At 73.5% G+C, this 24,816-nt stretch carries 27 protein-coding genes; 14 read left to right on the forward strand and 13 right to left on the reverse strand.

Annotation, left to right across the window (positions count from 1 at the left end):
• Positions 1-52: 52 nt before the first annotated feature.
• The 4 genes from ACIO92_RS29795 to ACIO92_RS29810 all read right to left on the reverse strand — a co-directional run bounded on the left by ACIO92_RS29795 (position 53) and on the right by ACIO92_RS29810 (position 1,325).
• The gene (locus tag ACIO92_RS29795) at positions 53-286 is read right to left on the reverse strand and encodes a hypothetical protein (RefSeq protein WP_402283637.1); all 234 of its coding nucleotides are present in this window, start codon (positions 284-286) and stop codon (positions 53-55) included.
• Positions 287-715: 429 nt separating this feature from the next.
• On the reverse strand, positions 716-880 hold the full coding sequence (locus ACIO92_RS29800; RefSeq protein WP_402283636.1) for a hypothetical protein: 165 nt from the start codon (positions 878-880) through the stop codon (positions 716-718).
• A complete protein-coding gene (locus ACIO92_RS29805) occupies positions 850-1,134 on the reverse strand; it encodes a hypothetical protein (RefSeq protein WP_402283634.1) in 285 nt (94 codons plus the stop codon). The genes ACIO92_RS29800 and ACIO92_RS29805 overlap by 31 nt, the downstream gene beginning before the upstream one ends.
• Positions 1,131-1,325 carry a hypothetical protein gene (locus ACIO92_RS29810; RefSeq protein ID WP_402283632.1) on the reverse strand — a complete coding sequence of 65 codons (195 nt, stop codon included), beginning with the start codon at positions 1,323-1,325 and terminating at the stop codon, positions 1,131-1,133. Before ACIO92_RS29810 ends, ACIO92_RS29805 begins: the two co-directional genes overlap by 4 nt.
• 157 nt (positions 1,326-1,482) lie before the next feature.
• On the opposite strand from ACIO92_RS29810, the gene ACIO92_RS29815 reads away from it, so the two are divergent.
• From ACIO92_RS29815 to ACIO92_RS29825, 3 genes are all read left to right on the forward strand, one after another.
• Positions 1,483-1,605, forward strand: coding sequence for a hypothetical protein (locus tag ACIO92_RS29815; RefSeq protein ID WP_402283640.1), 123 nt, complete (start codon positions 1,483-1,485; stop codon positions 1,603-1,605).
• A gap of 171 nt (positions 1,606-1,776) precedes the next feature.
• Complete coding sequence (gene htpX / locus ACIO92_RS29820) at positions 1,777-2,697, forward strand: zinc metalloprotease HtpX (protein WP_366443724.1); 921 nt, start codon at positions 1,777-1,779, stop codon at positions 2,695-2,697.
• Positions 2,698-2,702: 5 nt separating this feature from the next.
• Positions 2,703-3,329: a hypothetical protein gene (locus tag ACIO92_RS29825; RefSeq protein ID WP_402060139.1), complete on the forward strand. Its 627-nt coding sequence runs from the start codon at positions 2,703-2,705 to the stop codon at positions 3,327-3,329.
• 77 nt (positions 3,330-3,406) lie between these two features.
• On the opposite strand, the gene ACIO92_RS29830 is transcribed toward ACIO92_RS29825, so the two are convergent.
• Together ACIO92_RS29830 and ACIO92_RS29835 are read right to left on the reverse strand one after the other, a co-directional pair.
• Positions 3,407-3,910, reverse strand: coding sequence for a GyrI-like domain-containing protein (locus ACIO92_RS29830; protein WP_366443722.1), 504 nt, complete (start codon positions 3,908-3,910; stop codon positions 3,407-3,409).
• An 82-nt stretch (positions 3,911-3,992) separates the two neighbouring features.
• Positions 3,993-4,679: a TOPRIM nucleotidyl transferase/hydrolase domain-containing protein gene (locus ACIO92_RS29835; RefSeq protein ID WP_366443721.1), complete on the reverse strand. Its 687-nt coding sequence runs from the start codon at positions 4,677-4,679 to the stop codon at positions 3,993-3,995.
• A 228-nt stretch (positions 4,680-4,907) separates the two neighbouring features.
• Between ACIO92_RS29835 and ACIO92_RS29840 the strand changes: the two genes are divergently transcribed.
• Positions 4,908-5,273, forward strand: a complete 366-nt coding sequence (locus ACIO92_RS29840; protein ID WP_402060135.1) for a class I SAM-dependent methyltransferase — start codon at positions 4,908-4,910, stop codon at positions 5,271-5,273.
• A gap of 87 nt (positions 5,274-5,360) precedes the next feature.
• Entirely contained in the window at positions 5,361-5,507 is a 147-nt protein-coding gene (locus ACIO92_RS29845) for a hypothetical protein (protein ID WP_366443719.1), read from the forward strand.
• A 4-nt stretch (positions 5,508-5,511) separates the two neighbouring features.
• On the opposite strand, the gene ACIO92_RS29850 is transcribed toward ACIO92_RS29845, so the two are convergent.
• The 6 genes from ACIO92_RS29850 to ACIO92_RS29875 all read right to left on the reverse strand — a co-directional run bounded on the left by ACIO92_RS29850 (position 5,512) and on the right by ACIO92_RS29875 (position 14,986).
• Entirely contained in the window at positions 5,512-8,205 is a 2,694-nt protein-coding gene (locus ACIO92_RS29850) for an AAA family ATPase (protein ID WP_402283628.1), read from the reverse strand.
• A 77-nt stretch (positions 8,206-8,282) separates the two neighbouring features.
• Positions 8,283-9,482, reverse strand: coding sequence for an MFS transporter (locus ACIO92_RS29855; protein ID WP_402283626.1), 1,200 nt, complete (start codon positions 9,480-9,482; stop codon positions 8,283-8,285).
• Between the two features lie 186 nt (positions 9,483-9,668).
• Entirely contained in the window at positions 9,669-10,262 is a 594-nt protein-coding gene (locus ACIO92_RS29860; protein WP_366443716.1) for a TIGR03086 family metal-binding protein, read from the reverse strand.
• A gap of 307 nt (positions 10,263-10,569) precedes the next feature.
• Positions 10,570-12,210: an FAD-dependent oxidoreductase gene (locus ACIO92_RS29865; RefSeq protein ID WP_366443715.1), complete on the reverse strand. Its 1,641-nt coding sequence runs from the start codon at positions 12,208-12,210 to the stop codon at positions 10,570-10,572.
• A 284-nt stretch (positions 12,211-12,494) separates the two neighbouring features.
• A complete protein-coding gene (locus ACIO92_RS29870; RefSeq protein WP_366443714.1) occupies positions 12,495-13,457 on the reverse strand; it encodes a diiron oxygenase in 963 nt (320 codons plus the stop codon).
• A 47-nt stretch (positions 13,458-13,504) separates the two neighbouring features.
• Positions 13,505-14,986, reverse strand: coding sequence for a flavin-containing monooxygenase (locus tag ACIO92_RS29875; protein WP_402283623.1), 1,482 nt, complete (start codon positions 14,984-14,986; stop codon positions 13,505-13,507).
• A gap of 152 nt (positions 14,987-15,138) precedes the next feature.
• On the opposite strand from ACIO92_RS29875, the gene ACIO92_RS29880 reads away from it, so the two are divergent.
• The 5 genes from ACIO92_RS29880 (at position 15,139) to ACIO92_RS29900 (ending at position 19,885) form a co-directional block, all read left to right on the forward strand.
• Entirely contained in the window at positions 15,139-15,870 is a 732-nt protein-coding gene (locus ACIO92_RS29880; protein ID WP_366443712.1) for a TetR/AcrR family transcriptional regulator, read from the forward strand.
• Positions 15,871-15,990: 120 nt separating this feature from the next.
• A complete protein-coding gene (locus ACIO92_RS29885; protein ID WP_366443711.1) occupies positions 15,991-16,188 on the forward strand; it encodes a hypothetical protein in 198 nt (65 codons plus the stop codon).
• 336 nt (positions 16,189-16,524) lie between these two features.
• Entirely contained in the window at positions 16,525-17,232 is a 708-nt protein-coding gene (locus ACIO92_RS29890) for a LuxR C-terminal-related transcriptional regulator (RefSeq protein WP_401240574.1), read from the forward strand.
• A complete protein-coding gene (locus tag ACIO92_RS29895) occupies positions 17,232-17,876 on the forward strand; it encodes a DUF4255 domain-containing protein (RefSeq protein WP_402283620.1) in 645 nt (214 codons plus the stop codon). Before ACIO92_RS29890 ends, ACIO92_RS29895 begins: the two co-directional genes overlap by 1 nt.
• Positions 17,873-19,885, forward strand: a complete 2,013-nt coding sequence (locus ACIO92_RS29900) for an ATP-binding protein (RefSeq protein ID WP_366443707.1) — start codon at positions 17,873-17,875, stop codon at positions 19,883-19,885. The genes ACIO92_RS29895 and ACIO92_RS29900 overlap by 4 nt, the downstream gene beginning before the upstream one ends.
• A gap of 144 nt (positions 19,886-20,029) precedes the next feature.
• On the opposite strand, the gene ACIO92_RS29905 is transcribed toward ACIO92_RS29900, so the two are convergent.
• A complete protein-coding gene (locus ACIO92_RS29905) occupies positions 20,030-21,676 on the reverse strand; it encodes a hydrolase (RefSeq protein ID WP_402283618.1) in 1,647 nt (548 codons plus the stop codon).
• Positions 21,677-21,985: 309 nt separating this feature from the next.
• Here ACIO92_RS29905 and ACIO92_RS29910 point away from each other — a divergent pair, with 309 nt between their 5' ends.
• From ACIO92_RS29910 to ACIO92_RS29925, 4 genes are all read left to right on the forward strand, one after another.
• On the forward strand, positions 21,986-23,551 hold the full coding sequence (locus tag ACIO92_RS29910) for a phage tail sheath subtilisin-like domain-containing protein (protein ID WP_366443705.1): 1,566 nt from the start codon (positions 21,986-21,988) through the stop codon (positions 23,549-23,551).
• 95 nt (positions 23,552-23,646) lie between these two features.
• A complete protein-coding gene (locus tag ACIO92_RS29915; protein WP_351788117.1) occupies positions 23,647-24,090 on the forward strand; it encodes a phage tail protein in 444 nt (147 codons plus the stop codon).
• Entirely contained in the window at positions 24,090-24,509 is a 420-nt protein-coding gene (locus ACIO92_RS29920) for a hypothetical protein (protein WP_351788120.1), read from the forward strand. Before ACIO92_RS29915 ends, ACIO92_RS29920 begins: the two co-directional genes overlap by 1 nt.
• Positions 24,506-24,658, forward strand: coding sequence for a DUF6760 family protein (locus ACIO92_RS29925; protein ID WP_351788123.1), 153 nt, complete (start codon positions 24,506-24,508; stop codon positions 24,656-24,658). The genes ACIO92_RS29920 and ACIO92_RS29925 overlap by 4 nt, the downstream gene beginning before the upstream one ends.
• Positions 24,659-24,816: the final 158 nt, after the last annotated feature.

Genomic DNA, 24,816 nt, shown 5'->3' on the forward strand with positions numbered 1-24,816 from the left:
TTGAGACGTCAGACATCTCGATCAACTGCCCGGGGGCCTCGCTCGTTGCGCTTCACGGACCGTCACCCGATCGGTGGTCCGCTCGAAGAAGCTCACTGAACGACAGGGTGAAGACCCCGTTGATCCCCAGGTCGTAGATGTAGAGGAACAGGTTCGGCGACACACTCACCGGTGTCACCTGAAGCGGCTCGTCCATTGTCTTTCGCCTCTCGCGCGAGGAAATCGAACCGATGGCGCGGCAATGCCGGAAAGCCCTGCCACCTGCGGGGAGCGTGGCATTGTTCACACCCCTCAGGCAATGTCCGTCAGGCTTCTTGGTCCGTACGGGTACCGCTCCGTCTCGAATCCCGCCCCTCCTGGAACAACGGCCTCTCGCATTCCCGCCCTCGGGCATCGTGCGGACGAAGACCCTTCCGTCTCGCCGTCGATGAAGCGGTGACACGGCTCCCCGTGTCGAAGGGCACACGTACGGGATCGGGATCGCCACGGAAGACGCGGGTGCGTCCGCTCCCGTCGACGGCCGAGGCGTATGGCCGCGGGTTGCCGACGTCGACCGCCGTACCCGTACGGCGCGACTCGAAGTCCATGGGAGCGGGCCGCGGGACCCTCTGGAGGCGACCGCCCCGCGCTCCCGCTACAGCCCGTCAAGGAGTGTCCCCGCAGGACGGGTGCCGACACGTCCAGGCGTTGCGGGCCGCCGCCAGGCCGAGCATCGTCACCCCGAAGGCCCAGCCGTCGAAGGCGACGGCCAGCCCCAGATCCGGTCCGGCAGCAGCCGCACCGCCTCCGCGAGGTCGAGGTCGTACGTACGGGAGAGCCAGCGGCGGGCCGCCTCGGCGACCGGGCCCATCACGAGGACCTCGACCACAAGCCCCGGCATGGGGGCACCTCGCCCTTTGCCGTCCTGGCGCGCAACCACTCGTTCATCGGCGCCGTCCTGACCTCCTTGGCCACCCGGATCTCCTCGGCGTGCGGGGCCAGGGAGCCGGAATGGGCGGAGGCATGCGGGAAGAGAGCCGCCTCGCGCTGGTCCTGGGTGAAACGGAGGCAGGCCCGGACGACGGCACGGACACCGGTGCAGGCGGGGCGGCTGCGCCGCAGAGCCTCGTTCATCTCGTCGCACAGCTTGCTCACGCACTGGATGTACAGCGCGGCGGCAGGGCCGTCGAAGCTGCCGAAGTGATGGTAGAGTCTGCCGAGGCTGACCTGCCGGCCTTGGTGACGGCGTTGACCGTGGAGCCCTGCAGGCCGGACTCGGCGTACACGCGCAGCACCGTGGCCAGAATCAGATCGACGGTCGCCTCGCCACGCCGCGGCTTCCCCATCGGGCCAGCGTAGAGCAGATTCCGGCCAGAGCCGTTCTCTAGAACGTGCCGGGCCCCGGAGTCCGAACCCTCGGCCTCACGGCCTCGACCGCCACAGACGGTGCGAGAACGCCCGACGCGCCCCGACGTCCGGCCCGCAGGTCACCGCGGCGGGTCGATGGGGTCGCCCGCCAGCCGCACGGTGCTCAGGATCTTCATGATCGGCGACCTCGGCGGGGTGTCCCGGCTGGACGGCAACGGCTACTACGCCAAGACGCTGCGGAGCGCCAAGCGCCTGTGAGGCGCGTTCCCCGGCCCTTCACCGCCCCGGCCCCGCGGGCCGTCCCTGACCCGGTGCGGGTCACGGACGGCCCGCCGCCCGTTCCGGACGTTCGGGGAGCACACTGGTAGCAGGGGGCAGTGAAGGCTGGTCCGGTCGGTGCTCCGGCCGGTTCTGGAAGAGGGTGTCCGGATGGCCAGAGCGCGGTCCTTGTCCCGCTCCCGTTACGCCCCCGACCGGGGGCTCTCGACCCGTATGGCGACGACGATGTTCCTGATCGGGCTGCTGTACGTGGTGTTCGTCGGCGTCCTGCTGGTGCTGCTGCGCGGTTCCTGGCCCGTCGTCCTGCTGATCATCGGGCTGCTCTTCGTCGCGCAGTTCTGGTTCAGCGACCGGATCGCCGCCCTGGGCATGGGCGCGCGCGAGGTGTCCCGGGAGCAGGCGCCCGAGCTGCACGGCACCGTGGACCGGATCTGCGCGCTGGCCGACATGCCGAAGCCGAAGGTGGCGATCGCCGACAGTGACATCCCGAACGCCTTCGCGACCGGCCGGGGCGCGAAGACCGCCCTGGTCTGTGTCACGACGGGACTGCTGAGGCGTCTTGAGCCCGAGGAGCTGGAAGGGGTCCTGGCGCACGAGATGTCCCATGTGGCGCACCGGGACGTCGCGGTCATGACGATCGCCTCGTTCCTCGGTGTGCTCGCCGGGATGATGACCCGGGTCGCGCTCTACAGCGGTCTGGGCCGCAGCGCCCGCAACAGCCCGATGGGCGCGGCCATCATCCTCGTGCCGGTCGTCAGCGGCATCGTCTACATGATCAGTTTCCTGCTGACCCGGGTGCTCTCGCGCTACCGCGAGCTGGCCGCCGACCGGGCCGCCGCGCTGCTCACCGGCCGTCCTTCGGCCCTGGCGTCCGCGCTGACCAAGGTGAGCGGCGACATGGCCCGCATCCCGACGCGCGACCTGCGCGAGGCGGAGCCGTACAACGCCTTCTGGTTCGCTCCGGCGTTCTCCTCCAAGGAGAGCATGGGCCGTCTGCTGTCCACCCACCCCACGCTGGAGCAGCGTCTCGAACAGCTCGGCCGGATCTCGGCCCAGCTCGGCGAGGCGTGAGGGCGGTGGGGTTCCTCGACGGCATCCTGGGGCGCAGTCGGCCGGTGCGGCCCGACCTCGACCGGCTGTTCGGGCTGCCGGGCGCCGCGCTGACGCTCCAGGCGGGAACGGGGTTCGTGCCCACGGGCGCCGGGGCGGTCTGCTTCGCGGCGGTGGAGGGCGGGGCCTTCGCGCGGCTGAAGGAGGAGGTGCGGGAGCTCCTCGACGTCGACGAGGAGGCGGCCGGGGGGCCGGTGGCGTACTCCGGGGACGCGTACGGCTACACCTGGCTGACCGTGCGGCGGCCCTCGGACGATCTGGTGACGCTGGTCAACGATCTGCACGCGGTGAACACCCTGCTGGAGGAGGCGGGGTTCGGGCCCGATCTGCTCTGTTCCCTCACGTCCTTCCGTGCGGCGGGGGGCGAGGGGTCCGGGGAGGCGGACGGGCACCGGGCCCGCGAGCTGGCCCTCGTGTACCTGTACAAGCGGGGGACGTTCTATCCGTTCGCGCCGCGCGCGGACCGGTCGGAGAGCCGGGACAACGTGCTGGAGCTCCAGGTCAGGTCCTTGCTCGGGGGTGATCTGGCGATGGAGCCGGAGACGGACCGGTGGTTCCCCCTGTGGGGCGCGCCGGTGCTCGGCGGCGGTTGAGCCGCCGCCGAGCCCGGACGCCGGACCTCGGGGGCGTCGTCCGGGGCTGTGGCTCGGGGGCGTCGTCCGGGGGGGCGTCAGTCGGCGATCGTCCAGTGGAGTTCGGTGCGCAGGTCGCGCGGGTCCATGTCGGGGGACGGCTGGGTCGTGTACTCCTCCCAGCGGTCCTCACCCCGTGCCAGTCCCCGGTCCCGCATCCAGGTGCCCAGGCGTTCCCAGGACGCGCCGAGTCCGTCGAAGGCGCCGTGGTGGGTGAGCCGGGCGACCCGGCCCCCGGGCAGGGTCGCGGCCACGACCCCGGCCTCTTCCCGTACCGCCCGGTCGGTGGGGAAGCCGACCTCCAGGTCCGCCTTCTCCCCGGAGGTCCCGTGGTGGAGCGCGAAGGCGGCGCCGAGGGGGGTGACGCCCTGTTCGCGCAGGACCCGGCCGAGCGTTCCGAAGGCGCTGTCGAAGAAGTCCCGCAGTTCCGCGAAGGGCACGTGGCCGCGCACCACCGCCGTCGTGACCGGTTCCCGCCGTACGACCTGCGGTCCGGCGGCGCCGGGGCCGTCGTCCTCGTGCTGTGCTGCCCGCGTGTTCATGTCGCTCCTGTCCGTGGCCGGGTCCCCCGGGACGTCTCCGGGGGTGTCCTCGGAATGTACGGACCGGAGGCGGGCCGGGACGTCACCGGGAGGCGCGGGCCGGGCGTGTCGGCAGGTGGGCGAGGAGGCCGTCGAGGGGGCGGGGGACGTGTGTCAGGTCCAGGTCGTCGACGAGCGAGCGGGCGTACTGGCTCTTGCGGCCGCTCATGGTGCCCATGAAGCGGCGCAGTTGCCGCTCGACGGTCCGTTCCCGCTGGGCGGGCTGTCTGCGGAAGACGCGCCAGGCCCTCAGGTCGCCCTGGGCTTCGATCACCTGCTGGACGCGGGCGGGCCCGAGGGCACGGATCAGTTCCTCCTCCAGGTCGGCGACGCAGACGTGGAAGCCGAGCGGTTCCATGTCCGCGCGGGTGAGGCCGCTGCCGAGGCCCTCGCGCTCCAGGGCGCGGGCGAAGTGGTCCTCCTCCGGGGCGTCGCAGAGCCCGGCGAGACCGAGGCCGAGGCCCCGGGGGCCGAGGAGGGTCAGGAACCTGCCGATGTTCGTCACTCCGCCGAGCGGGACGACGACGGCTCCCTCCGCTTCGAGGTCGCGGCCGTGGCGGGCGGCCAGGGTCTCGACGGCCGTCAGGTCACTGACGCCCTCCACCAGGACGGCCGTGCGCACCGGGAGGGTACCGGCCAGTTCTCGGGCGGTCTCGGCCGCCGCCGCTGCCCCCGCGCCGCCGGAGGCCCATGTGACGACCGCCCGGCGAAAGTGTCTCGTCTCGTCCACGCGGTCCAGTGTGGCAGTGGGGGCGGGGCGGGGCACAAGCGGTTTCTCCGGCGGGGCGTTCGGGCGGTACGGGGTTCCCGGCGTTCGGGTGATACGGGTTCCCGGGTGCCGGGTCTCGTGCCCTTCGCCAGTGCGTGGCGCGGCGCCGTCCGGTGAAGACCCTCTGCCACGAGCGCGAGGCCCACGGGACCCGTGTGTGCCGGGGGACTTGGTTTCAAGGCGCTGCCGTTGACGCGGTACGGGGAGGTGCCGAGCGTTCCCGAACCGGTCGGGGACGTCCGGGGCAGGTCGGTGCTCGACCTGGCGTGCGGCACCGGTTTCCACAGCGGGGAGCTGGAGCGGCGGGGTGCTTCGGACGTCGTCGGTGTCGACATCTCCGCCGAGATGGTCGCCGCCGCCCGGGAGATCGACCGGCGCGAGCCACTGGGCGTCCGCTACGAGGTCGGGGGCGTCGCCGGACTGCCCCTTCTGGGAACGCCGTTCGATCTGGCGCTGGAGTGGGTGCCGCTCCGGGTGTCCGACGGCGGTGTCCGCGCGTTCGGCGAGGGCTTCCGGGCGGACCCGCCCCTGGAGATGCCGCGCTGCCGCGCCTGACCGGACCACCCCGGGCAACCCGGCGGCGGGGATGTGCGTCTGTGTGACCGGAGTGAGCCGACGGGCGAACGGAGAGGGGTACGGAAGATGGAGGACGTGGCGGGCGCCGCCGTGGTGCGGGTGCTGAGGGGCGCGGGCTGGATCGCGCTGCACGTGGGGAGCGCGGTGGTCGACGTGCTCGACGCCTGCGGGCGGTGGCGCCGCCGGGAGCGGCGCTCCCCCGGCGGGAGGTAGCGGGTCAGGAGGGACGGCCGCGCGCTCCGGCCGCCAGGTGCAGGACGAGCGCGCGCTGATGCGCCAGTTCCTCGGCCTGCCCCGGGGGGACGTCGTAGCGTTGGAGGACGTCGAGTTCGGCGAGGGCCGTCGCGTGATCGCCGGTGTGCGCGATCACGACGGCCCGCTGGGAGCGCACTCCGACCACCAGGTCGTCGAGCCGGTACCGCTCCACCAGGGGCAGCAGTGTCTGTTCCAGCAGGTCGAGGGAGGCCCGGAGGTCGCCGATCCCGACGAAGTCGTCGGCCACCTCCTGGCCCATGCCGACCATCGGACGCCAGGCCTGGGCCAGGTGGTAGAACTTCAGCGCGTGCATCGCGGCGAGCCCGTGGGAGGTGCCGAGTTCCCGTCTGCAGCGGACCACCAGGGCCAGGCAGTCCGCCAGGCGCTTGAAGTCGTCCAGCCGGGTGGTCTCCTCCCCCAGGAGCACGCGCAGTTCCTCGGGCCCCGCGCCGAGCACGTCCTCGGGTGTGAGTCCGAGGGCCGCGTAGGACGCCTCGGCCAGGTCCAGGGCGAGCAGGTCCGCCTGCTCGTGGCGACCGGCGAGGAAGAAGCACCGTGCCTGGTTGAACCGCAGCACGCGTGATCCCAGCGATCCGTCGGCGTTCTCGGCCCTGGCCGCGAGGTAGGCGGCGTTCATCGACGCCAGGTCGCCGGTGTGGGCGTACCGGGCCATCCGCTGGGTCGCGAGGACGCTCCTCTCCCGGGTCCCCCACGCTTCCGGGTGCGCGGCGACGAGGGCGTCGAGGTCGTCCACGAGGCGTCCGTGGACATCCCGTTCGTCGGCTTCCTGGGCCAGGATCGCGAGGGCGTTCAGGGAGTCGAAGCGGTCCATGGGCGCGGCCCGTTCGTCCGAGGCGACGGCGCGCAGGGTGGGGGCCAGCCCCGCCGCGAAGGACTGTTCGAAGAAGAAGTCGTGGGTCGTGAACCGCAGGAGTTCCTCGGTGCGGCCGGTCCGGGGCAGCGTCGTCATCCACCGGGCGAGGCGCGGGAGCGTCGTACCCCCTCCCCCGGCGGTCGGGGCCAGGAGGTCACGGAGCGCTTCCTCGACCGGCCGGTCGACGCCATCGGGCGCGTACTCCGTGGCGAGGGAGCGGACGGCGTCGTGCAGGGTGGTCGTGGTGCCGGTGCGCTGGACGAGGCTGTACGAGGTGAGTGACCGCATCGCGCGGGCGGGGGCCGGTCCGCCGAGTCCGGCGGCGTGCGCGAGCCGCTGGACCTCCTCGTCGGTGAGGGGGACCTCGGCCGTGGCGAGGAGGTACGCGGTGGTCCGCGCGGTGCCGTCGAGGGCGTCGAAGACCTCGGCGAGGATCAGGTCCTGGACGGTGGGCGCGGTGTGCGCGCGGGCGCTCAGGGCGGTGCAGAACCGGGCGGCGTCGCCGTCGTGGTGGGTGCGGGTGAGCCGCGCCGCGTTGCGCACGTAGAGGGGCAGACCGCCGGTGAGTCCCACCAGGCGTTCGGCGGTGGGCCGGTCGACGGGGCAGTCGGCGTCGGCGAAGACCGAGGCGACGCTGTCGGCGGTCCATCCGTCGAGGGTCTCGGGGAGGACGTCGAGACGGGCGGCGAAGGCCGCCTGGTCGGGGCGGGGCTGTCCGAGGAGGACGAAGCGGGCGGTGGGCAGCGCTTCGACCAGGTGCCGCAGGTCGTTCGCGTCCAGGCGGTGCGCGTTGTCCAGGACGATCGCGACGGGTGTCCCGGCCAGCCGGTGGTGGACCGCCCGGAGGGTGTCGGTGCCGGTGCCGTTCGGGAGCGCGGTGCGGGCCGCGCGGTCGAGGTGGCGGGCGGCGAGTTCCCGGGCGAGGGAGCCCGCGACCGCCTCGGCGGGGAGCGCGGCCACGTCGAAGTAGGTGAGCGGTTCGGGCGAGTGCGCGGCGGCCTGGGAGGCCCAGGCGGTCTTTCCCGCCCCGGAGAAGCCGGTGACGAGACGGACCCGGGCTCCGGTGAGCAGCTCGGGTTCGGTGGCCCGGGGCAGGTAGGGGGTGGGGGCGGCCGGGAAGGCCTGCAGCTCCTGGACGAACTGCTCGTACAGCGGGGGAAGTTCGTCCGCGGTGAAGCCCTGCCCGCCGTGTCCGGTGCAGGCCAGGACGACACGGGCGGCCAGTTTCCACACCAGGGTGTGCGGTGACAGGGAGGTGAAGGGGACCCGGGCCGCTTCCCCGGCGCACCAGGCGACGGCTTCGTCGAGGGTGGTCCAGGCAGGAGGGAGCCAGGGTTCGGGGGGTTCGCTCCCGGGAGTGAGGAGGAGGACGTCCGGCGGCCAGTCGTCGGCGGCGGTCCGTGCGGCGAGACCGGGTCCCGGGGGCTGGTTCGACACGACGACGAGCCGGGGGCGGCCGGGGCGCCCGCCGTCGGCGTGCCGGGCCCGTACGGCGGAGAAGGCGTCCACGGCGCCGTTGACGTCGCCGCCGCGCAGCGGTCTGGCACGGGTCTTGACCTGGAGGTAGAGGCGTCGGCCGGGGAGGAGGACCTCGATGTCCTCGTCCCGCTCGACCAGCAGGCGTTCCGCTCCCGCGGCGCCGAGCCGCAGCAGACAGCCGACGGCGTAGAGGTGCTGGTAGAGGAAGCCCCGGTGCAGGGAGGTGATGCGGACGAGCTGGGCGGGGTCGAGGGGGCCGTCACCGGGTTCGGGGCCACCGGGCCGCGCGGACGTGTCGGACACGGCGGTCATTCTGGCAGTCGCGCGGGCGGTGCGGACGCCGTATGCCCGGACTCGGCCCCCGGGTGTTCCGGGGCGTCTCAGGGGGTGGTCGGCGGGTGGGGCGTCGGGCGGTGGCGGAGGTAGGTGGCCGCCGCCGCGACCAGGAGCGACATGCAGGCGATGAACACCAGGCCCGCGCCTTCCAGGCCGAGGGGGCCCGCCAGGAGGCCGACTCCGATCACGGGGATCGAGATGCCGGTGTACGCGACCACGAACAGGGCGGAGACGACCGCCGCCCTGCGGTCCGCCGGGGCCACCGCCGTGATCGAGGAGAGCGCGCCCCGGAAGGCGAGGCCCTGGCCGGTGCCTCCGACGGCCGCGGCGAGGACGAGGAACACCAGGAGGTCGGTGTACAGCGCGGCGGCGAGGAGGGCGAGCCCGGCGAAGAGGACGGCGCAGCCCAGGGCGAGGGAGCGGGTGACGCCGACCCGGTCGACGGCGAGCTGTCCGCCGGTGGAGGCGAAGAAGGCGAGGGCGACGACCGCGCCGCTCACGGCGTGATCGTCCACGTGCAGGAAGCGGGCGAGGAAGGCGGGGCTGACCGAGGTGAACACGCCGAAGAGGGCGAAGCCGACGAAGGAGGCCGCGCCCGCCGGGGCGAACACCGTGCGGACTCCGGCGGGCAGCGCGGGCAGCCGGGGGCGTACGGAGCTGAGGGGGCGCCGTTCCCTCACGGTCTCGGGGAGCCTCAGCAGGACGGCCGTGGAGAGGACCACCAGGGCGAGGTGGACGGCGAAGGGCAGCACGAGGGGCTCGGGGGCGTACTCGGCGAGCACTCCGGCGAGGAGCGGGCCGCAGCCGAGGCCGCCCATGTTGGCGGCGGTGGCGACGAAGGTGGCGCGGGTGGCGCCGCCGGGCGGGGCGAGTTCCATCACGTACGCGGTGGCGGCGCCGGTGAAGAGGCCCGCCGCCAGGCCCGAGAGGAGCCGTCCGGCGTAGAGCCAGGACAGCCCCTCGGCGTTGAGGAAGCAGAGGGCGCTCGCGGCGGAGAAGGCGAGGCCCCAGAGGAGGACGGGCCGTCGTCCCACGGTGTCCGAGGCGTTTCCCGCGAGGAGCAGGACGGCGATGACGGCGAACGCGTACACGGCGTAGACGACGGTCACGGTCAGTTCGGAGAAGCCGAACTTCTCCTGGTAGAGCGGGTAGAGCGGGGTCGGCAGCGTGGTGCCGGCCATGCAGACGACGAACACGGCTCCGGCGAGCAGACAGCTGAGCCAGCCCTGACGATCACCAACCATGCTGGCGACGGTATCCCCGGGGGCGGCGGTCGGGGCGGAACGCGGCGCGGACGGGTCAACCGGCGGGCGGCGGGGGTGCTCGCGCGTCCGGTCCGGTGGGCGGGGACACGTCCGCAGGGCCCGTGGCGGTCGGGTCCGGGCGGGCGGGCGTACCGGCCGGCACGGGAGCTGAGGGCTTCCCGGGTGCTACGGCTCCGGCGTCGGGGTCCAGCGGGGGTCGCGGCCGCTCAGTCCCACCGCCCGGTCGAGCGGCGGCGCGTCCTCGGGGACCCGTACGACCGCTCCGAAGACGCCCGTGCCCCGGTCCTCCTCCGCTGCCTTCAGGAAGGCGTGCGAGACGGCCAGTGCGATCGGGTCGGGGGCGTACGCCTGGCCGGTGGCGCGGGCGAGGTCCCAGCCGTGGATCACCAGCTCGTCGGCGGCCACCGCCGCCGCGACCGCGCCGGGCAGGTCCGCTCCGCCCGCGCGGGTCGCACCCGTCCATGCCGCCGGGGCACGCCAGGCACCGGCCAGTTCGTCGAGGGCGCGGGGCAGTGCCTCGCGCCAGTCGGCGGGCAGGACGGGCCGGGTGGTGCCGGGTGGGGTGGCGGTCGAGGCACCGAGGTCCTTGCGGGCGGCGTCGCGGAAAGCGACGGCGAGGCCCGTGAGATGGCCCAGGAGCTCCCGGACCCGGTAGTCGGGGCAGGGGGTCGGGCCGTCGAGCCGTGTGTCGGGCACCGCGGCCGCGAGCCGGGCCACGACCAGGGCCTGTGGTGCGAGGTCGAACGTCTCCGTGTCCATGGTCACCGTTCCTGATGAGGACTGCCTTCGGAGGACTGCCTTCGGAGGCATGGACCGCCGCCGGGGCCCGTACTCATGGGTCGGCGGCCGTGAACCTCCACCGGTCGGGGGCCGGGACGGGCCGGGGGCCGGGGCGCGGGCGGCCGTAGCCGGACGTGGGGCCGGGGCGCGGGCGGCCGTGGGGCCGGGGGCGGGCACGTCCCGCCCGCCTCCGCGCGTTCGGACTCTCCCGCCGGGCCCTCCGTCGCACGGTCGCCCTCCGACCGGGCCGACGACCCGTCCGGACGCCCACGGGACCCGCACGCGCTCACTTCCAGCGTCCTCCCCCGGCGGCGCCGGGACCACTCGGCGCGGGGGTCCGCGCGGCGGCGAGCAGTCGCTCCCGGTCGACGAGCTTGACGCGGGGGCGGTCCTCGGCGAGGCCCGCCGCGCGTTCGGACGCGTCGATGGCCCGCCAGCCGTCGAGGCCGACGGTGTCCGGAGGGGCCGGGCGGCCCGCCGCCGGGGCGGCGGGGTCGGCGAGACGACCGGCGTCCCAGTCGTCGAGGAGGGCTTCGACGGTCTCCTGGGCGCAGGACTTGTTGGTGCCGATGAAGCCGGTGGGTCCCCGTTTGATCCAGCCCGCCACGTAGACGCCGGGGGAGACACGGCCCCGTTCGTGCGGGACGGTGCCGGTGTCCTCGTCGAACGGGAGGCCGGGGACGGGCCGGGCCCGGTAGCCCACCGCCCGGAGCACGAGCGGGGCCCCGAGGGTCTCCTCGTCCCCGGTGGGCACGGCTTCCACGGTGCCCGACCGGGTGCGCAGCGCGGTACGGACCACGGTGAGGCCGGTGACGCGGTCGTCACCGACGACGCGGGCCGGGGCGGTGAGGAAGCGCAGGACCAGGCGGCGGCTGCCCGGTCTCCGGGGGCGGGCCGCGATCTCGGCCAGCACCCGGGTGCTGGGGGTGGCGTCGGCCGGTACGTCGGCGGGCCAGCCCTCCACGAGGACGTCGATGTCGTCGAGCGCGGCGGCCGCGAGCAGTTCGGGCAGGGTGAACGCGGCTTCGGCGGGTCCTCGGCGGCCGAGGACGACGACCTCGCGGACGCGGCTGGCGCGCAGGGCGTCGAGGGCCCGGTCGGAGATGTCCGTACGGGCCAGCCGCTCGGGGTCGGCGGTGAGGACGCGGGCCACGTCGAGGGCGACGTTGCCGTTGCCGACGACGACGGCCCGTTCGCCGTCGAGCGGGAAGGTGTCCGCGCTGTGGTCGGGGTGGCCGTTGTACCAGGCGACGAAGTCGGTGGCGGAGGCGCAGCCGGGGAGGTCCTCGCCTTCGATGCCGAGGCGCCGGTCGGTGGCCGCGCCCACCGCGTAGAGGACGGCGTGGTGGTCGCGGAGCAGGTCCTCGTGGTGGAGGTCGCGGCCGATGTGGGTGTTGAGCCGGTAGGTGAAGCCGGGCTGGCTCTCGATGGCGCGGAAGAGTCCGGTGACCTGCTTGGTGTCCTGGTGGTCGGGGGCGACGCCCGCCCGTGCGAGCCCGTACGGGGTGGGCAGCCGGTCGTGGACGGTGACGCTCACGCCGGGGTGGCGGAGCAGTTCGTCGGCGGCGAACAGTCCGGCGGGGCCCGCGCCGACCACGGCGACCCTCAGTTCCCCGCGGCGGATGCGGCGTTGGGGCGGGACGAGGGCCATCGGTGTCCGGTCCTCGTGGGGGTGGGTGTCGTAGTAGGCGCGGTTCAGTTCGAGGAAGGGCAGTTCGGCGGCGGCGAGCGCGGTGTGCGGTTTGAGCGCGTCCACCGGGCAGGCCGTGACGCAGGCTCCGCAGTCGACGCAGGTGCGGGGGTCGACGTACAGCATCTCGGTCGTGCCGAAGCCGGGTTCGCCGGGGGCGGGGTGGATGCAGTTGACCGGGCAGGCCAGGACGCAGGAGGCGTCGGCGCAGCACGAACGGGTCACGACGTAGGGCAAGGGGGGTTCTCCGTTCGGGGTGCGGACGGGCGGGTCCGGCCGGGACGAGGTCGGGAAGGGGCGCCTGGGCGGATCAGGCCGGACCTGGGGCAGGTCAGGACGGGGCCGCCTGCCTCGACAGGCCGGGCTGAGGTCCGGTCCGGTCTGGTCGGGCTGAGGTTCGGTCTGGTCGGGCCGGGCTGAGGTCTGGTCTGGTCGGGTCGGTTCTGGTCGCGCCCAGGTCTGTCGGGCCCTGACGGAACTGGGCGGGTCCGGCCGCCGGGAGAGTCCGGCCGGGAAGGGCGTCAGGCGCTCAGGCGGGCCGGTTCGCCCCGGTAGCGGGCGGGGCGGCCGTCGATGCGCAGGGCGCGCCAGACGCGGCGGGAGGCCTTGTTCATCAGGCCGATGTCCTCGGCGAGCTTCCGGACGTCGGCGAAGAGGTCGCGGAGCAGCTTCTCGCCGTCGGGGGACTTCCAGAAGATGTCCTTGATGACCCAGTAGGGTACGCCGATCTTCTCGGCGGTCCTGCGGTCGGGGACCACGATGACGTCGCCGAGGACCCGCATGATGACGGGGAAGGCGATCGACAGCGCGCCCCTGCGGGCCCTGCCGTAGCCGGGGACCTTCTCGCGCAGGAACTCGTGGGCGAAGGAGATGTGACGGGCCTCCTCGGCCACGTGTATCTGCATCATGCGCCGCATCAGCGGATGGACGTCCTCGCCGCCGCGCAGGATGGCCTTCTGGAGGTGGTCGATGGGTTCCTCGCCCGCGAGGACGCCGGTGAAGAACGACTCGGGGACGAGGGAGCCGGTCAGGGGCAGGAAGCGGCTCAGCACCCGGAAGGAGCGTCGGCCGCCGGGCACGTCGGCGCCGGAGCGGTTGACGAACTCCTGGAACATCTGGGTGTGGTGGCACTCCTCGGTGGCCTCGTGGGTGAGGTAGCGGAATTCGGGGTTCTGGTTCCGCAGGGCGAAGAGGTAGTCCATCACCCCCCGGATGAGGATGTTCTCGAACTGCATTCCCACCTTGACGATGTTGGCGTACCGCCACAGTCCGATCCTGGCGCGGACCTCCAGCGGCTGTTCCCGGTACCACCGGTGTCCGCCGAGCGGGTCGGCGGCGGGGAGCACCCAGCGGGGGTCCGTGGGGTCGACCGCGTGGTCGGGGTCGTCCCAGTCGATGTCGGCGAAGGCGTCGAAGTGGATGTGCACGGAGGCTTCGGACAGGGTCCGGAGCCTGGCGTGGTAGGTCTCCCGACTGGTCGTCATCGTTCCGTTCCTCTCTCTCGTTTCGGTGGGTTCGTTCGTCGTCGGGGTCAGGTCCGCGCGGGTGCCGCCGGTCCTTCGAAGCGCAGCGCCGGGTCGTCGACCGGGGAGCGGCGCAGGGCGCGGCGGTCGTGGTAGTAGTCGTTGCGGACGCGCCAGGGGTCGCGGGTTCCCTGGCGGGGCATGGTGGCGTCGCCCCGGGCGATGTAGCCGGAGGTCAGCGATTCGCCCAGGACGGAGACCGGGGAGCGGTCGGCCTCGGTGGCGACGGGGGTGACGCTGGTGTGTCCGTGCCGGTCCATGTGGGTGAGGAGCCTGCTGAGGTAGGCGGAGGCGAGGTCCGCCTTGAGGGTCCAGGAGGCGTTGGTGTAGCCGATGATCATGGCGAGGTTGGGGACGCCGTCGAGCATCACGCCCTTGTGGAGGAGGCGGTCGCGGGTGGTGACGGGCTCGCCGTCCACGGCGAGTTCCATTCCTCCGGCGAGCTGCATCCTGAGGCCGGTGGCGGTGACGACGATGTCGGCGGGGATCTCCTCGCCTGACCTGAGCCTGATGCCGGTCTCGGTGAACGTGTCGATGTGGTCGGTGACGACGGACGCCCGGCCGCTCCTGAGCGTCGTGAAGAGGTCGCCGCCGGGGACGACGCACAGGCGCTGGTCCCAGGGCTTGTACGCGGGGGTGAAGTGGCGCATGTCGACGGCGCCGCCGAGCCGGGCGCGCACGGCGCCGAGGAGGATGCGCCGCATGGTCCGGGGCGCTCTGCGGCACAGGACGTAGAGGGCGCGCTGGAGGGCGATGTTGCGGGCGCGGCCCAGCCGGTGGACGAGCCGGGCGGGGACCCGGAGGCGGCGCAGGAGGAGGGAGACGGGGTCGTCGGCGGGCAGCGCCATGATGTAGGTGGGTGAGCGCTGGAGCATGGTGACGTGGGCGGCGTCGGCGGCCATCGAGGGGAGCAGGGTGATGGCGGTGGCGCCGCTGCCGATGACGACGACCCTTCGGCCCGTGTGGTCGAGGTCCTCGGGCCAGTGCTGGGGGTGCACGAGGGTGCCGCCGAAGCGTTCCTCGCCGGGGAACTCGGGCCGGTGGCCCCGGTCGTGGTCGTAGTAGCCGGTGGCGCCGACGAGGAAGCGGGCGGTGCGGATCTCGGTCTCGCCGGTGGCCTCGTCGAGGGTCTCGACGGTCCAGCGTCCTTCGTCGCCGGACCAGTCGGCCCGGACGGCCCTGCGCCCGAAGAGGACGCGGTCGGTGACGCCGTGCTCGTCGGCGGTGGCCTGGAGGTAGCGGCGGATGGCGGTGCCGTCGGCGAGGACCTTGGTGCCGTGCCAGGCGCGGAAGCTGAACCCGAAGGTGTGCATGTCCGAGTCCGAGCGGATGCCGGGGTAGCGGAAGAGGTCCCAGGTGCCGCCGATCCTGGTGCGCCGTTCGAGGATCGTGTAACTGAGGCCGGGGTTCGCGGTGCTCAGGTGGCAGGCGGCACTGACTCCGGAGAGGCCCGCGCCGATGATCAGCACGTCGACGTGCTCGTACTCCATGTGCGTCCCCTCAGATCGGAACTCTCGTCCGGTACGGGGAATTTACCTGTGTCACGACGTCCAGGGTACCGGCGGTAACGTGATCTGCGCCACCCCCTCAGGAGCCCGGCGGGCCCCTCGGCCCCTCCTCGGCGACGGGTACGATCCACGCCGTGACGGAGAGACAGCTGCGCGACGACGGACGGCCCGACGGACGGGACACCCGCTGGACCGGGCACCGCGCCGAGCGGCGCGAACGGGTCCTGTCGGCCGCGCTCGCGGTGATCTCGCGCGACGGCACCTCGGTCAGCGTGGCGGCGATCGGCGCCGAGGCGGACATGCCCCGGTCCGTCGTCTACCGGATCTTCCGGAGCCGGGAGGACCTGGACGAGCAGATCCGGGCCCGCATCCTCCAGGACCTGGTGGCCTCGCTGGCTCCGGCGCTCGACCCGAGGGGCACGATCCGGGGCGCGATCGACCTCGCCGCGAGGACGTACGTGGGCTGGGTCGCCGAGCATCCCCGGCTCCATCAGTTCCTCGGCACCGGCGCGCGGGGGCGGCCCCTCACCGGCTCCCCCGCCGTGGCGGACACCCGTACGGCGGTCGCCCGCGATCTGGCGCTGGTCCTCGACGCGTACGGCGACCAGTTCCTCGACGGCCGCGAGCCGCCCGCCGGTTTCAGTCTGAACCTGGCGGTCGGCATGGTCGGTCTGGTGGACGGGGTGGTCAACCACTGGGCCGCCCACCCCGGGACGCGCAGCTCGCTCGACGAGCTGACGCTCTTCCTGGGCGACGCCCTGTGGGGGGTCCTCTCGGCGGCCACTCCCCGCCTCGGCCTGGTGCTCGACCCCGACCAGCCGATCGGCCCCGCGACGCCCCCGGGGGACGGGACGGCCGGGCGCTGACCAGGACCGCGCCGGGCCGTGCGCTCCACCCGCTCATCCATCACCCGGTCATCCATCGCCCGGTCATCTATCACCCGGTCCGCGCTGTTCCGTCCGTCCGCCCCTCTCGTTGATCAGCCCATGAAGCCGCTCAGAGAACACCGCTGGATCTGGTCCCCCATCACCTCCTGGCAGGCCAGGCGACTCTCGCGGGTCACCGGAGTGGACCTCGACGAGGCCTGGGTGAGGATCCGGCTGACCACCCACCCGGAGGAGTCCCACCTCGCCCTCACCCGGGACCTGCTCGCACAGGTCCTCCTCACCCGGCGCACCGAATGACCCCACGAGGCCGAACGGGTGATGACGCATCATGTCCACCACGGCGGAAGCACCCATTCCGCAGTGACGCGCGCCATACGCGCCGAGAGTTGGCGAGCCGGGGGCAAGTGAGTTCCGGAAAACGGCAGTAGAACGTTAGCGCGACGGCAGTGGGACGTGAGTCACGCACGGGACCCTGGGGAGCGACCAGGGTGGCCGACGGCGTCCGCCGCGAACTGTCGACCTCGGGGGCCCACCATGTGTGCCGACCACCGGACGGGCGACACCGGTACAGCCGCCTCCACGGACCTGCCCGGACGTCCTGACGCGCCCGGGGTGCTCCAGGGGAGTGAGAAAATGCAGGCAGCGGAAGTGCTCACCAAGCGGGTGGCGGTGACCGTCCACGCGTCCGACCCCCTCAGCAGGGCCGGACTCATCAGCCACTTGCGGCACCAGCCGGCCATCGACGTCGTCCCTGACCAGGACTGCGCCGACCTGGCGGGCGACGGGCGGGACAGAACGGGCACGGGCTGCCGGGACACCGCTCCGGCGGTGGCCGTGCTGCTCGCCGAACGGATCGACGAACCGACCACGGCCGAACTGCGGCGGCTGCTGCGCGGCCGGGACCAGCGGGTCGTGCTCATCGCGCGGGAACTGCGCGAGCCCGATCTGCTGGCGGTCGTGGAGTACGGGGTACGGGCCATCATCTGGCGCCACCAGGCCACCGAACAGCGCCTGTTGAGCGCGGTGCAGAGCGCCGCGCGCGGCGAGGGCGAGCTGCCGCCGGACCTCGTCAGCCGTCTGCTCAACCAGGTGGGACGGCTCCAGCGGGCTTCCACGGCGGGCACCTCGACGGGCGGCGCGGTGCCGCTGTTCGGGATGGCGCCGCGCGAGGTGGACGTCCTGCGGCTGCTCGCCGAGGGCCTGGACACCCGGCAGATCAGCGAGAAGCTCGCCTACTCCGAACGCACCGTCAAGAACGTCCTGCACGCGCTGATGACGCGGCTCCAGCTCACCAACCGGGCGCATGCCGTCGCGTACGCGCTCCGCGAAGGCTACATCTGATGATCCACGAGATGGACGAGGCCCTGCGGGGGCTGCTCGCGCCCGCCGTCACCGGCGAGGTCGCCTTCGACGCGCCGACGCGCGATTGGGCGGCCCGGCGCAACGCCCCGACGCTCAACGCCTATCTGTACGACATCCGGGAGGACGTCGCCCGGCGCGAACGCGGTGCGCTCGCGGAGCGGGACGCCCACGGGGTGGTCACGCGCAGGCTTCAGCCGCCGCGCTGGTTCCGGCTCTCCTACCTGGTGACCGCCTGGACGACCCGGCCCGAGGACGAGCACCGGCTCCTCTCGGGGGTCCTCGCGCTGCTGCTCCCCCACGAGGTGCTGCCGGACGGAGCCGTACCGGAGTCGGTGCGCCCGATCAGCACCGTGCTGCCGCTGACCGTCGCCGTACCGCCCGCCGACTCCCGGTCGCTCGCCGAGATCTGGTCGGCGCTCGGCGGCGAACTGAAGCCCTCCCTGGACGTCGTGATCACCACCCCGTTCCCGGTCACCCCCGCGCACCCGGTGGCTCCGCCGGTCACCGAGGTGGAGATCGGCGTCCGGACCACCGGCGGCGCCCCCGGAGACCCGCGCCCCCGGGTGGTGCGCCGGGTCACGGCGCCCGGCGGCGCCCGTACGCCCGAAGGGAACGGCTCATGAGCGGCGACGGGGACGACATCCGGGTGCGGGTGGCGGTCCTGCGGACCCGGGTCGCCGCGCTCGTGGACGCCCGCAGCGCCGACGACCCCACGGCGGGCGATCCGCTGCGCGGTCTGTACGTCACCGGGGACACCGCCCGTCGGATCGCGGGGGCCGAACCGGGCCGGGCGCCGCGGGAGGGCCTCGTCCCGCTGCCGGACACCGACGGCACGGACCGGCTCGGAACGCTGGCACGGGCCTTCGGGCTCGCGCCGCTCGACGCGCACATCCTCGTCGCCGCGCTCGCACCGGACGTGGACCGGGGCTTCGAGACGCTGTACGGGTACCTCAACGACGACGTCGGACGGCGCCGCGCCACCGTGGCGCTCGCCCTGGACCTCGCGGGGACCGGGCCCGCCGATCCCGGCGCCCGCGACCGGTTCCATCCCGCCGCGCCCCTTCGCGCCGGAGGGCTGCTCGACGTCGAGGACGAGGAGCGGCCGCTGCCCGGCCGCTCCCTGCGCGTACCGGAGCGGGTGGTGGCGCACCTGCTGGGTGACGACGGCAGGCTCGACGGGCGTCTTCTGGGCGCGGGCGTGGAGTTGCTCTCCCCCGGCACGGAGGCCGCGGTGGCCCCGCCGAGCGGGCTCGGGCTCCGGGTGGCCGCCGCCGGGGCCGTCACCGTCCACCTGCGGGAACGGGTGCCCGGGGCGGCCGTGGACGGGGTGGTCGCGGCGCTGCTCGCGGCCGGACGGCCGGTGCTGCGGCACCGGCCCGAGTCCACGGAACCGACCGAGCGGACGACGGCCGTGGCGCGCGCGCTGCTGCGCGAGGCGCGGCTGCGGGGCGCCGCCCTGGTGGTCGAGCCGCTGCCGGACCGGCCCGGTCCGCTGGTGCGCGCCCTGGCGTCCTCCGGCACGACCGTGGTGCTCGCCGGAGCGGACGCGCCCGATCCTCGGTGGGCGCCGGACGCGGAGCTGATCGCGCTCGACGGGGCGCCCTCGACGAGCGGCACCGGGGACCTCTGGCGCCATGAACTCGGCCCCGGACCGGTGGACTTCGACCTGGGCGAGGCCACGGCGCCGTTCCGGCTCAGCGGGGAGCAGGTGCGCCGGGCGGCCCGCTCGGCGCGGGCGCTCGCCGCGTTCGAGGGCACCGCTCTGACGCTCGCACAGGTGCAGCGCAGCGCCCGGCTGGTGTCGGCGCCGCTGCTCGACAGCCGGGCCCGGCGCGTCAGGCCCGCCGTGGGCTTCGCCGATCTGGTGCTTCCGCCGGAGCCGATGGGGATGCTCCGCGAGCTGACCGGCCGGGCCCGTCACCGGGACCGGGTGCTGGGCGACTGGCGGCTGCGGACCGGCGGCGGACGGGGCCGGGGGGTGGTCGCCCTGTTCGCCGGGGACTCGGGGACGGGCAAGACGCTCGGGGCCGAGGTCGTCGCGGGCGAACTGGGCCTGGACCTGTATGTGGTGGACCTGTCGGCGGTGGTCGACAAGTACGTCGGCGAGACCGAGAAGAACCTGGAGCGGATCTTCTCGGAGGTGGACCGGACGGACTGCGTGCTGCTCTTCGACGAGGCCGACGCGGTGTTCGGGAAGCGTTCCGAGGTGAAGAGCTCGCACGACCGGTACGCCAACCTGGAGAGCGCGTATCTGCTCCAGCGCCTTGAGGCGTTCGACGGGATCGCGGTGCTCACGACCAATCTGCGGGCCAACATCGACGAGGCGTTCACCCGGCGCCTCGATCTGGTGGTGGACTTCCCCTTCCCGGACCCCGGGCAGCGGGTCGAGCTGTGGCGGACGTGTCTGGCGGGCGCGCCCTGCGGGGCGGACGTCGAGGAGGAGATCGCGCGCTGTGCCGGGGAGTTCGAGCTGGCGGGCGGCGCGATCCGGTCGGCGGCGGTGACGGCCGGCTATCTGGCGGCGGGGCGTGGCTCCTCGGTGACCGGTGAGGACATCCGGGCGGGGGCGCGGCGCGAGTACCTCAAGGCGGGGCGGCTCGTGCCCTCGGCCTACGCGCCCTGGTCGCCGTGACCGGCTGACCGGCTGACCGGCTGACCGGCTGACCGGCTGACCGGCTGACCGGCTGACCGGCTGAAACGACAGGAAACAGGAGGGGGCCACCCGATGCGGGTGGCCCCCTCCTGCTGTCGCTTCCCGGGTCAGCGGGTCAGCGGGTCACTTGACGCTGCCGCCGACCATCTTGCGGAGCGTCGCCCAGTCGACGGTGCCGCTGGGCGACAGGCCGACGGACTGCTGGTAGTTCTTGATGTGCGCGGTGACGTTGCTGTTGTACTTGGCGGTCTTCTCGGCGCCCGTACGGAAGTAGTCGACACCGGCCTGGGCGTGGCCCCGGCCCTTTTCCAGGTCGGCGGGGCTGAAGTCCCGGTTGATCGCCCACCAGAACGCCGCCATCAGCTTGTAGTTCTCCCAGCTGGTGGAACCGGACTTGACCGAGGCGGGGGTGAGGCCCTGGGCCCACAGGGAGGTCAGGGTGGCGTGGCCGAGGGTGCCCCGCTTGTCGGTCACGAAGATCGCGCCGGAGTTCTTCCCCTGGTCACCGGCCGCCTTGACGGCGTCCTGGTAGCAGACGATCGCGTGGTAGGTGGGCGTGTCGATGACGCCCCGCTTCCAGGACTGCTTGAGCGTGCAGGGGTTGCTGTCGCCCATGGCCGCGAGACGTTCCTGGGCGAACTCGACCACCACGTCCGGTGTGTTGCCGTAGGTCCACGGAGGAAGCGCCTTCGGCGCGGGCGGGGGCACGGCGGGCTGCTGGGGGCTGCCGGGCTCGGGGGCGCCGCCCTCGGTGGGCCGGGGCGCGGTCGTCGGCGCACCGCCGCCGGAGCCGCCTCCCGAACCACCGCCCGAGCCTCCACCACCCGAACCGCCGCCCGGACCGCCCTGGTCGGCGGGCGGCGGAGCCCCGCCGTCCGTGCCGGGCGGCGGGGCGCCGGGGCTCTCCGCGCCGGGCGGGGGCGCGCCGGGGCCGCTCGGCGGGGGCGGCGCCTCGGGCAGGGTGTCCCCGCTGCCCTGGGGCGCGGGCTTGGGCGCGCCCGACGCCCGCAGGTCCTTGGCCGCGCTGGTGACCTTCGGGGAGAAGTTGAACCAGAGGAAGGCGAAGGCGATGGCGGCGGTGAGGAGGAGGCCGCCCGCGACGACGAGCCAGTTCCCGAGGACGGGCCGCTGGTCGAAGGTGGCGTCGAGGTCGAGGGCGGTGTCGTCGCCCGCGCGCCGTACGGAGACGGTGAAGCGGTGCGACTCCTGGGCGCCGGTCCACCGCACGGCCTGGGGCCGTATCACGAGTTCGCCGAAGGCGGCGCGGCCCGGCGCGATCTGCACGGCGTTGGGCCGTACGTCGAAGGTGAGCCGGTTGGCATCGTCGCGGACCACCAGGGAGGCGGTCAGCGGAGTGTTGCCGAGGTTGTCGACGGCGATGCGGGCGCGCCCCCGGAAGCGGCCGACGAGCGCGGGAGGCAGCAGTTCGGCGCGGGTCTCGGTGAAGGGGGTGACCGTCAGCCGGCCTTCGACGACGTCGCGCGCGGCGCTGTTCTCCCGGGGGTCGACCCGGATGCCGTACGCGAGCGGCCCGGCCTCGACGTCCGAGGAGCGCGGCGGGGCGAAGGAGATCTCGGCGACGCCCTCGCTGCCCGGGTAGAGGCGGAGGACGTCCGGCTCGACCCGGGACCAGCCCGAAGGTTTGCCGACGAGCGAAAGTCGGTATTCCTCGACGGTGTCGCCGGTGTTCCGCACCCGCAGGCGCGCACCGGTCCGCGCTCCGGGCTCGACGGTCACCTCGGCCGGGTCCAGAGAGGTCCACATGGTCATGGGCGAACGTTAAGGGCACGGGGTGGGTGTCCGGCTGCCCGAAAGTCCTCGACCGGGGGCAGCGTGCCGTGCCCACACGCGCCCGACCGGCCCGGCAGCGGCAAGGGGATCGGGCGGTTCGCCGGGACGTTCGGGCAGCTCGGGCTGCCCCCGCGACCGCCCGTTCCCCCCTCCCCCGGTCCGGTCCGCGCGCGGGAGAGTGGTACGCGTCAGAGCGCTGCGCCGCGACGACTCCGACGCCCCCGGCCGGTGCCTCCGTGGCACGGCGGCCCCCGGTCGGCAGACCCCACCAGCGAGGAGCAACCGAACGTGCCCACCTATCTGTCCCCCGGCGTCTACGTCGAGGAAGTCGCCAGCGGGTCCCGGCCCATCGAGGGCGTCGGGACGTCCGTCGCCGCGTTCGTCGGGCTCGCGCCCGAGGGCCCGCTCGACGAGCCGGTGCTGGTCACCAACTGGTCGCAGTTCGTCGCGTCGTTCGGAGACTTCGCGGAGGGCTACTACCTCGCCCACTCCGTGTACGGCTTCTTCAACAACGGCGGTTCCGCCGCGTACGTGGTGCGTGTCGGCGGCGGTGACGCGGCGGGTGCCGCCGGGTCCGCCAGTGCGACCGCTCCCCTGGAGCTCGTCGCCGGTGAGGCCGCCGCGCTCGGCACCTTCCGGGTGGCCGCCCTGGCCGCCGGGACCGAGGCGGGCGGTCGGCTGACCGTCGAGGTGCAGGACGTCGAGGGCGACGCCGAGCGTTTCAAGCTCGTGGTGAAGGACGGCGAGAAGGTCGTCGAGAGCTTCGACGCCTCCGCGAAGAAGAGCGCCCGCAACTACGTGGTCACGCAGGTCAAGCAGCGCTCCAAGACCATCGTGCTGGAGGAGGCCGTGGCGGGCGGGCAGCTCGCGCGGCCCGAGGCGCAGGCCGTGACGCTCGCCCCGCCGGTCCAGGCCCCGGCGCCGGTCCCGGCCACCGGCACCGCCCTGGAGTCCGGCCGGTTCATCGGTGACTCCGCCGACCGCACCGGCTTCGGCGGTCTGGAGGCGTACGACGAGATCAACATGGTGGCCGTGCCCGACCTGATGGCCGCCTACCAGCAGGGGCTCATCGACCTGGAGCAGGTCAAGGCCGTGCAGCTCGGTCTGATCGCGCACTGCGAGCTGATGGGCGACCGGATGGCGATCCTCGACCCGCCGCCGGGCCTCAACGCGCGGGACGTCCGCAAGTGGCGCCAGGAGGTGGCCGGTTACGACTCCCGGTACGCCGCGCTCTACTACCCGTGGATCAAGTCCTTCGACCCGGCGAGCGGCCAGACCCGTACGGTCCCGCCGTCCGGGCACATGGCGGGCGTCTGGGCGCGCAACGACTCCGAGCGCGGTGTCCACAAGGCTCCGGCCAACGAGATCGTGCGCGGCGCGGTCGACCTGGAGCTCCAGATCACCCGGGGCGAGCAGGACCTGCTCAACCCGATCGGGGTGAACTGCATCCGCGCCTTCCCCGGCCGTGGCATCCGGGTGTGGGGCGCGCGGACCCTGGCCTCCGACCCCGCCTGGCGCTATCTGAACGTGCGCCGCTACTTCAACTACCTGGAGGAGTCGATCCTCGTCGGGACGCAGTGGGTGGTGTTCGAGCCCAACGACCAGTCGCTGTGGGCCCGTATCCGCCGCAACATCTCCGCGTTCCTCGTCAACGAGTGGCGCCAGGGCGCGCTGTTCGGCCAGCGGGCCGAGGACGCGTTCTACGTGAAGTGCGACGCGGAGACGAACCCGCCGGAGTCCGTGGACCTCGGTCGTGTGGTCTGCGAGATCGGCATCGCCCCGGTGAAGCCCGCCGAGTTCGTGGTCTTCCGTCTCGCGCAGTTCCAGGGGGGCGGCGGCGAGCTGGAGGAGTAGTCCCCTCCGCTCCGTCCGCTCTCCTACCCCGAACCGTCCTGGTTCCCCGCGCGCCGCGCGCGGGGGACCGCCCCTCAGCACAGGAGTGAACTCCCATGTCCCTGGACACCGGTGACGCCCTCACCACCCATAATTTCGGCCTGCAGATCGACGGCGTGATGGTCGAGACCCTCCAGGAGATCAGCGGTCTCTCGATGGAGCAGGACGTCATCGAGTTCCAGCAGGTCTCGGCGGACGGCAAGCCGATCATCAAGAAGCTGCCCGGTGTGAAGAAGGCCGGCGAGTGCACGGTGACCCGTGGCGCGACCCAGTCCGCCGCGTTCACCGAGTGGATCTCGGCCTCCATCGCCGGTGACATGGGCTCGGCCCGCAAGGACGCGTCCATCATCTTCCTCGACTACCAGCTCGCCGAGGTCAAGCGGTACAACCTGCGCAACGCCTGGTGCACCAAGGTCGAGCTGAGCGCCACCAAGGCGGGGGACGCCGCCGCCCTCACCGAGCAGGTCACCATCACCTTCGAAGAGCTGACGCTCGGCTGATGCGGCGCGAGGGATCGGCGGGGACCCGGCAGGACCGCCCACAGGAGCCGCTCCGCACGGAGTTCGAGTTCGAGCTGCCGCGCGGGTTCGTCGACGAGGCGGGCACGGTGCACCGCCACGGGGCGATGCGGCTCGCCACGGCCAGGGACGAGCTGCTCCCGCTGCGGGACATCCGGGTCCGCGAGAACCCGGCCTACCTGTCCGTGGTGCTGCTCGGCCGGGTCATCACCCGGCTGGGCACGCTCCCGTCGGTCCACGACGGGACGGTGGAGAACATGTTCGCCTCCGACCTGGCGTTCCTCCAGGACTTCTACCGGCAGATCAACGCCGAGGGCCACACCAGGGCCGCCGTCGCCTGCCCGCACTGCGAGGAGTCCTTCGAGGTCGAGCTGGCCGGGAGCCGCCTGGGGGAATCGTGACGTACGCGGCCGACCGGATCGAGGAGGAGACCGCGTACCTCGCCTTCCACTTCCACTGGGGCATGGACGACATCCTCGATCTGGAGCACACGGACCGGCGGCGGTACGTGGCCCAGGCCGCTTCGCTCGTGGAGCGGTCCCAGGCGTGACGGCGGGGCCCGGGAGACCGGGAAGACGGGGGAAGGAGGGCGGAGGAGAAGATGGGCATGTTCGAGAAGTGGCGGGCCGCGCGGGGAGCGCGCGGCGACGCGCGGGACGGGGCTCCGGCCCCCGTCGCGCCCCCGGCGGCGCCGGGGGACGCCTGGCG

The sequence above is a fragment of the Streptomyces sp. NPDC087215 genome, assembly GCF_044744885.1.
In the GTDB taxonomy this organism is placed as follows: Bacteria; Actinomycetota; Actinomycetes; order Streptomycetales; family Streptomycetaceae; genus Streptomyces.

Excerpts from the sequence above, each read along its gene's own strand:
- ACIO92_RS29860 (WP_366443716.1), bottom strand. The coding sequence starts at position 10,262 with ATGGACACGGAGACGTTCGACCTCGCACCACAGGCCCTGGTCGTGGCC.
- ACIO92_RS29885 (WP_366443711.1), top strand. The coding sequence starts at position 15,991 with ATGAAGCCGCTCAGAGAACACCGCTGGATCTGGTCCCCCATCACCTCC.
- ACIO92_RS29855 (WP_402283626.1), bottom strand. The coding sequence starts at position 9,482 with ATGGTTGGTGATCGTCAGGGCTGGCTCAGCTGTCTGCTCGCCGGAGCC.
- ACIO92_RS29915 (WP_351788117.1), top strand. The coding sequence starts at position 23,647 with ATGTCCCTGGACACCGGTGACGCCCTCACCACCCATAATTTCGGCCTG.
- ACIO92_RS29815 (WP_402283640.1), top strand. The coding sequence starts at position 1,483 with ATGGGGTCGCCCGCCAGCCGCACGGTGCTCAGGATCTTCATGATCGGC.
- ACIO92_RS29905 (WP_402283618.1), bottom strand. The coding sequence starts at position 21,676 with ATGACCATGTGGACCTCTCTGGACCCGGCCGAGGTGACCGTCGAGCCC.
- ACIO92_RS29875 (WP_402283623.1), bottom strand. The coding sequence starts at position 14,986 with ATGGAGTACGAGCACGTCGACGTGCTGATCATCGGCGCGGGCCTCTCC.
- ACIO92_RS29890 (WP_401240574.1), top strand. The coding sequence starts at position 16,525 with ATGCAGGCAGCGGAAGTGCTCACCAAGCGGGTGGCGGTGACCGTCCAC.
- htpX (WP_366443724.1), top strand. The coding sequence starts at position 1,777 with ATGGCCAGAGCGCGGTCCTTGTCCCGCTCCCGTTACGCCCCCGACCGG.
- ACIO92_RS29900 (WP_366443707.1), top strand. The coding sequence starts at position 17,873 with ATGAGCGGCGACGGGGACGACATCCGGGTGCGGGTGGCGGTCCTGCGG.
- ACIO92_RS29895 (WP_402283620.1), top strand. The coding sequence starts at position 17,232 with ATGATCCACGAGATGGACGAGGCCCTGCGGGGGCTGCTCGCGCCCGCC.
- ACIO92_RS29920 (WP_351788120.1), top strand. The coding sequence starts at position 24,090 with ATGCGGCGCGAGGGATCGGCGGGGACCCGGCAGGACCGCCCACAGGAG.
- ACIO92_RS29870 (WP_366443714.1), bottom strand. The coding sequence starts at position 13,457 with ATGACGACCAGTCGGGAGACCTACCACGCCAGGCTCCGGACCCTGTCC.
- ACIO92_RS29845 (WP_366443719.1), top strand. The coding sequence starts at position 5,361 with ATGGAGGACGTGGCGGGCGCCGCCGTGGTGCGGGTGCTGAGGGGCGCG.
- ACIO92_RS29810 (WP_402283632.1), bottom strand. The coding sequence starts at position 1,325 with ATGGGGAAGCCGCGGCGTGGCGAGGCGACCGTCGATCTGATTCTGGCC.
- ACIO92_RS29830 (WP_366443722.1), bottom strand. The coding sequence starts at position 3,910 with ATGAACACGCGGGCAGCACAGCACGAGGACGACGGCCCCGGCGCCGCC.
- ACIO92_RS29800 (WP_402283636.1), bottom strand. The coding sequence starts at position 880 with ATGCCGGGGCTTGTGGTCGAGGTCCTCGTGATGGGCCCGGTCGCCGAG.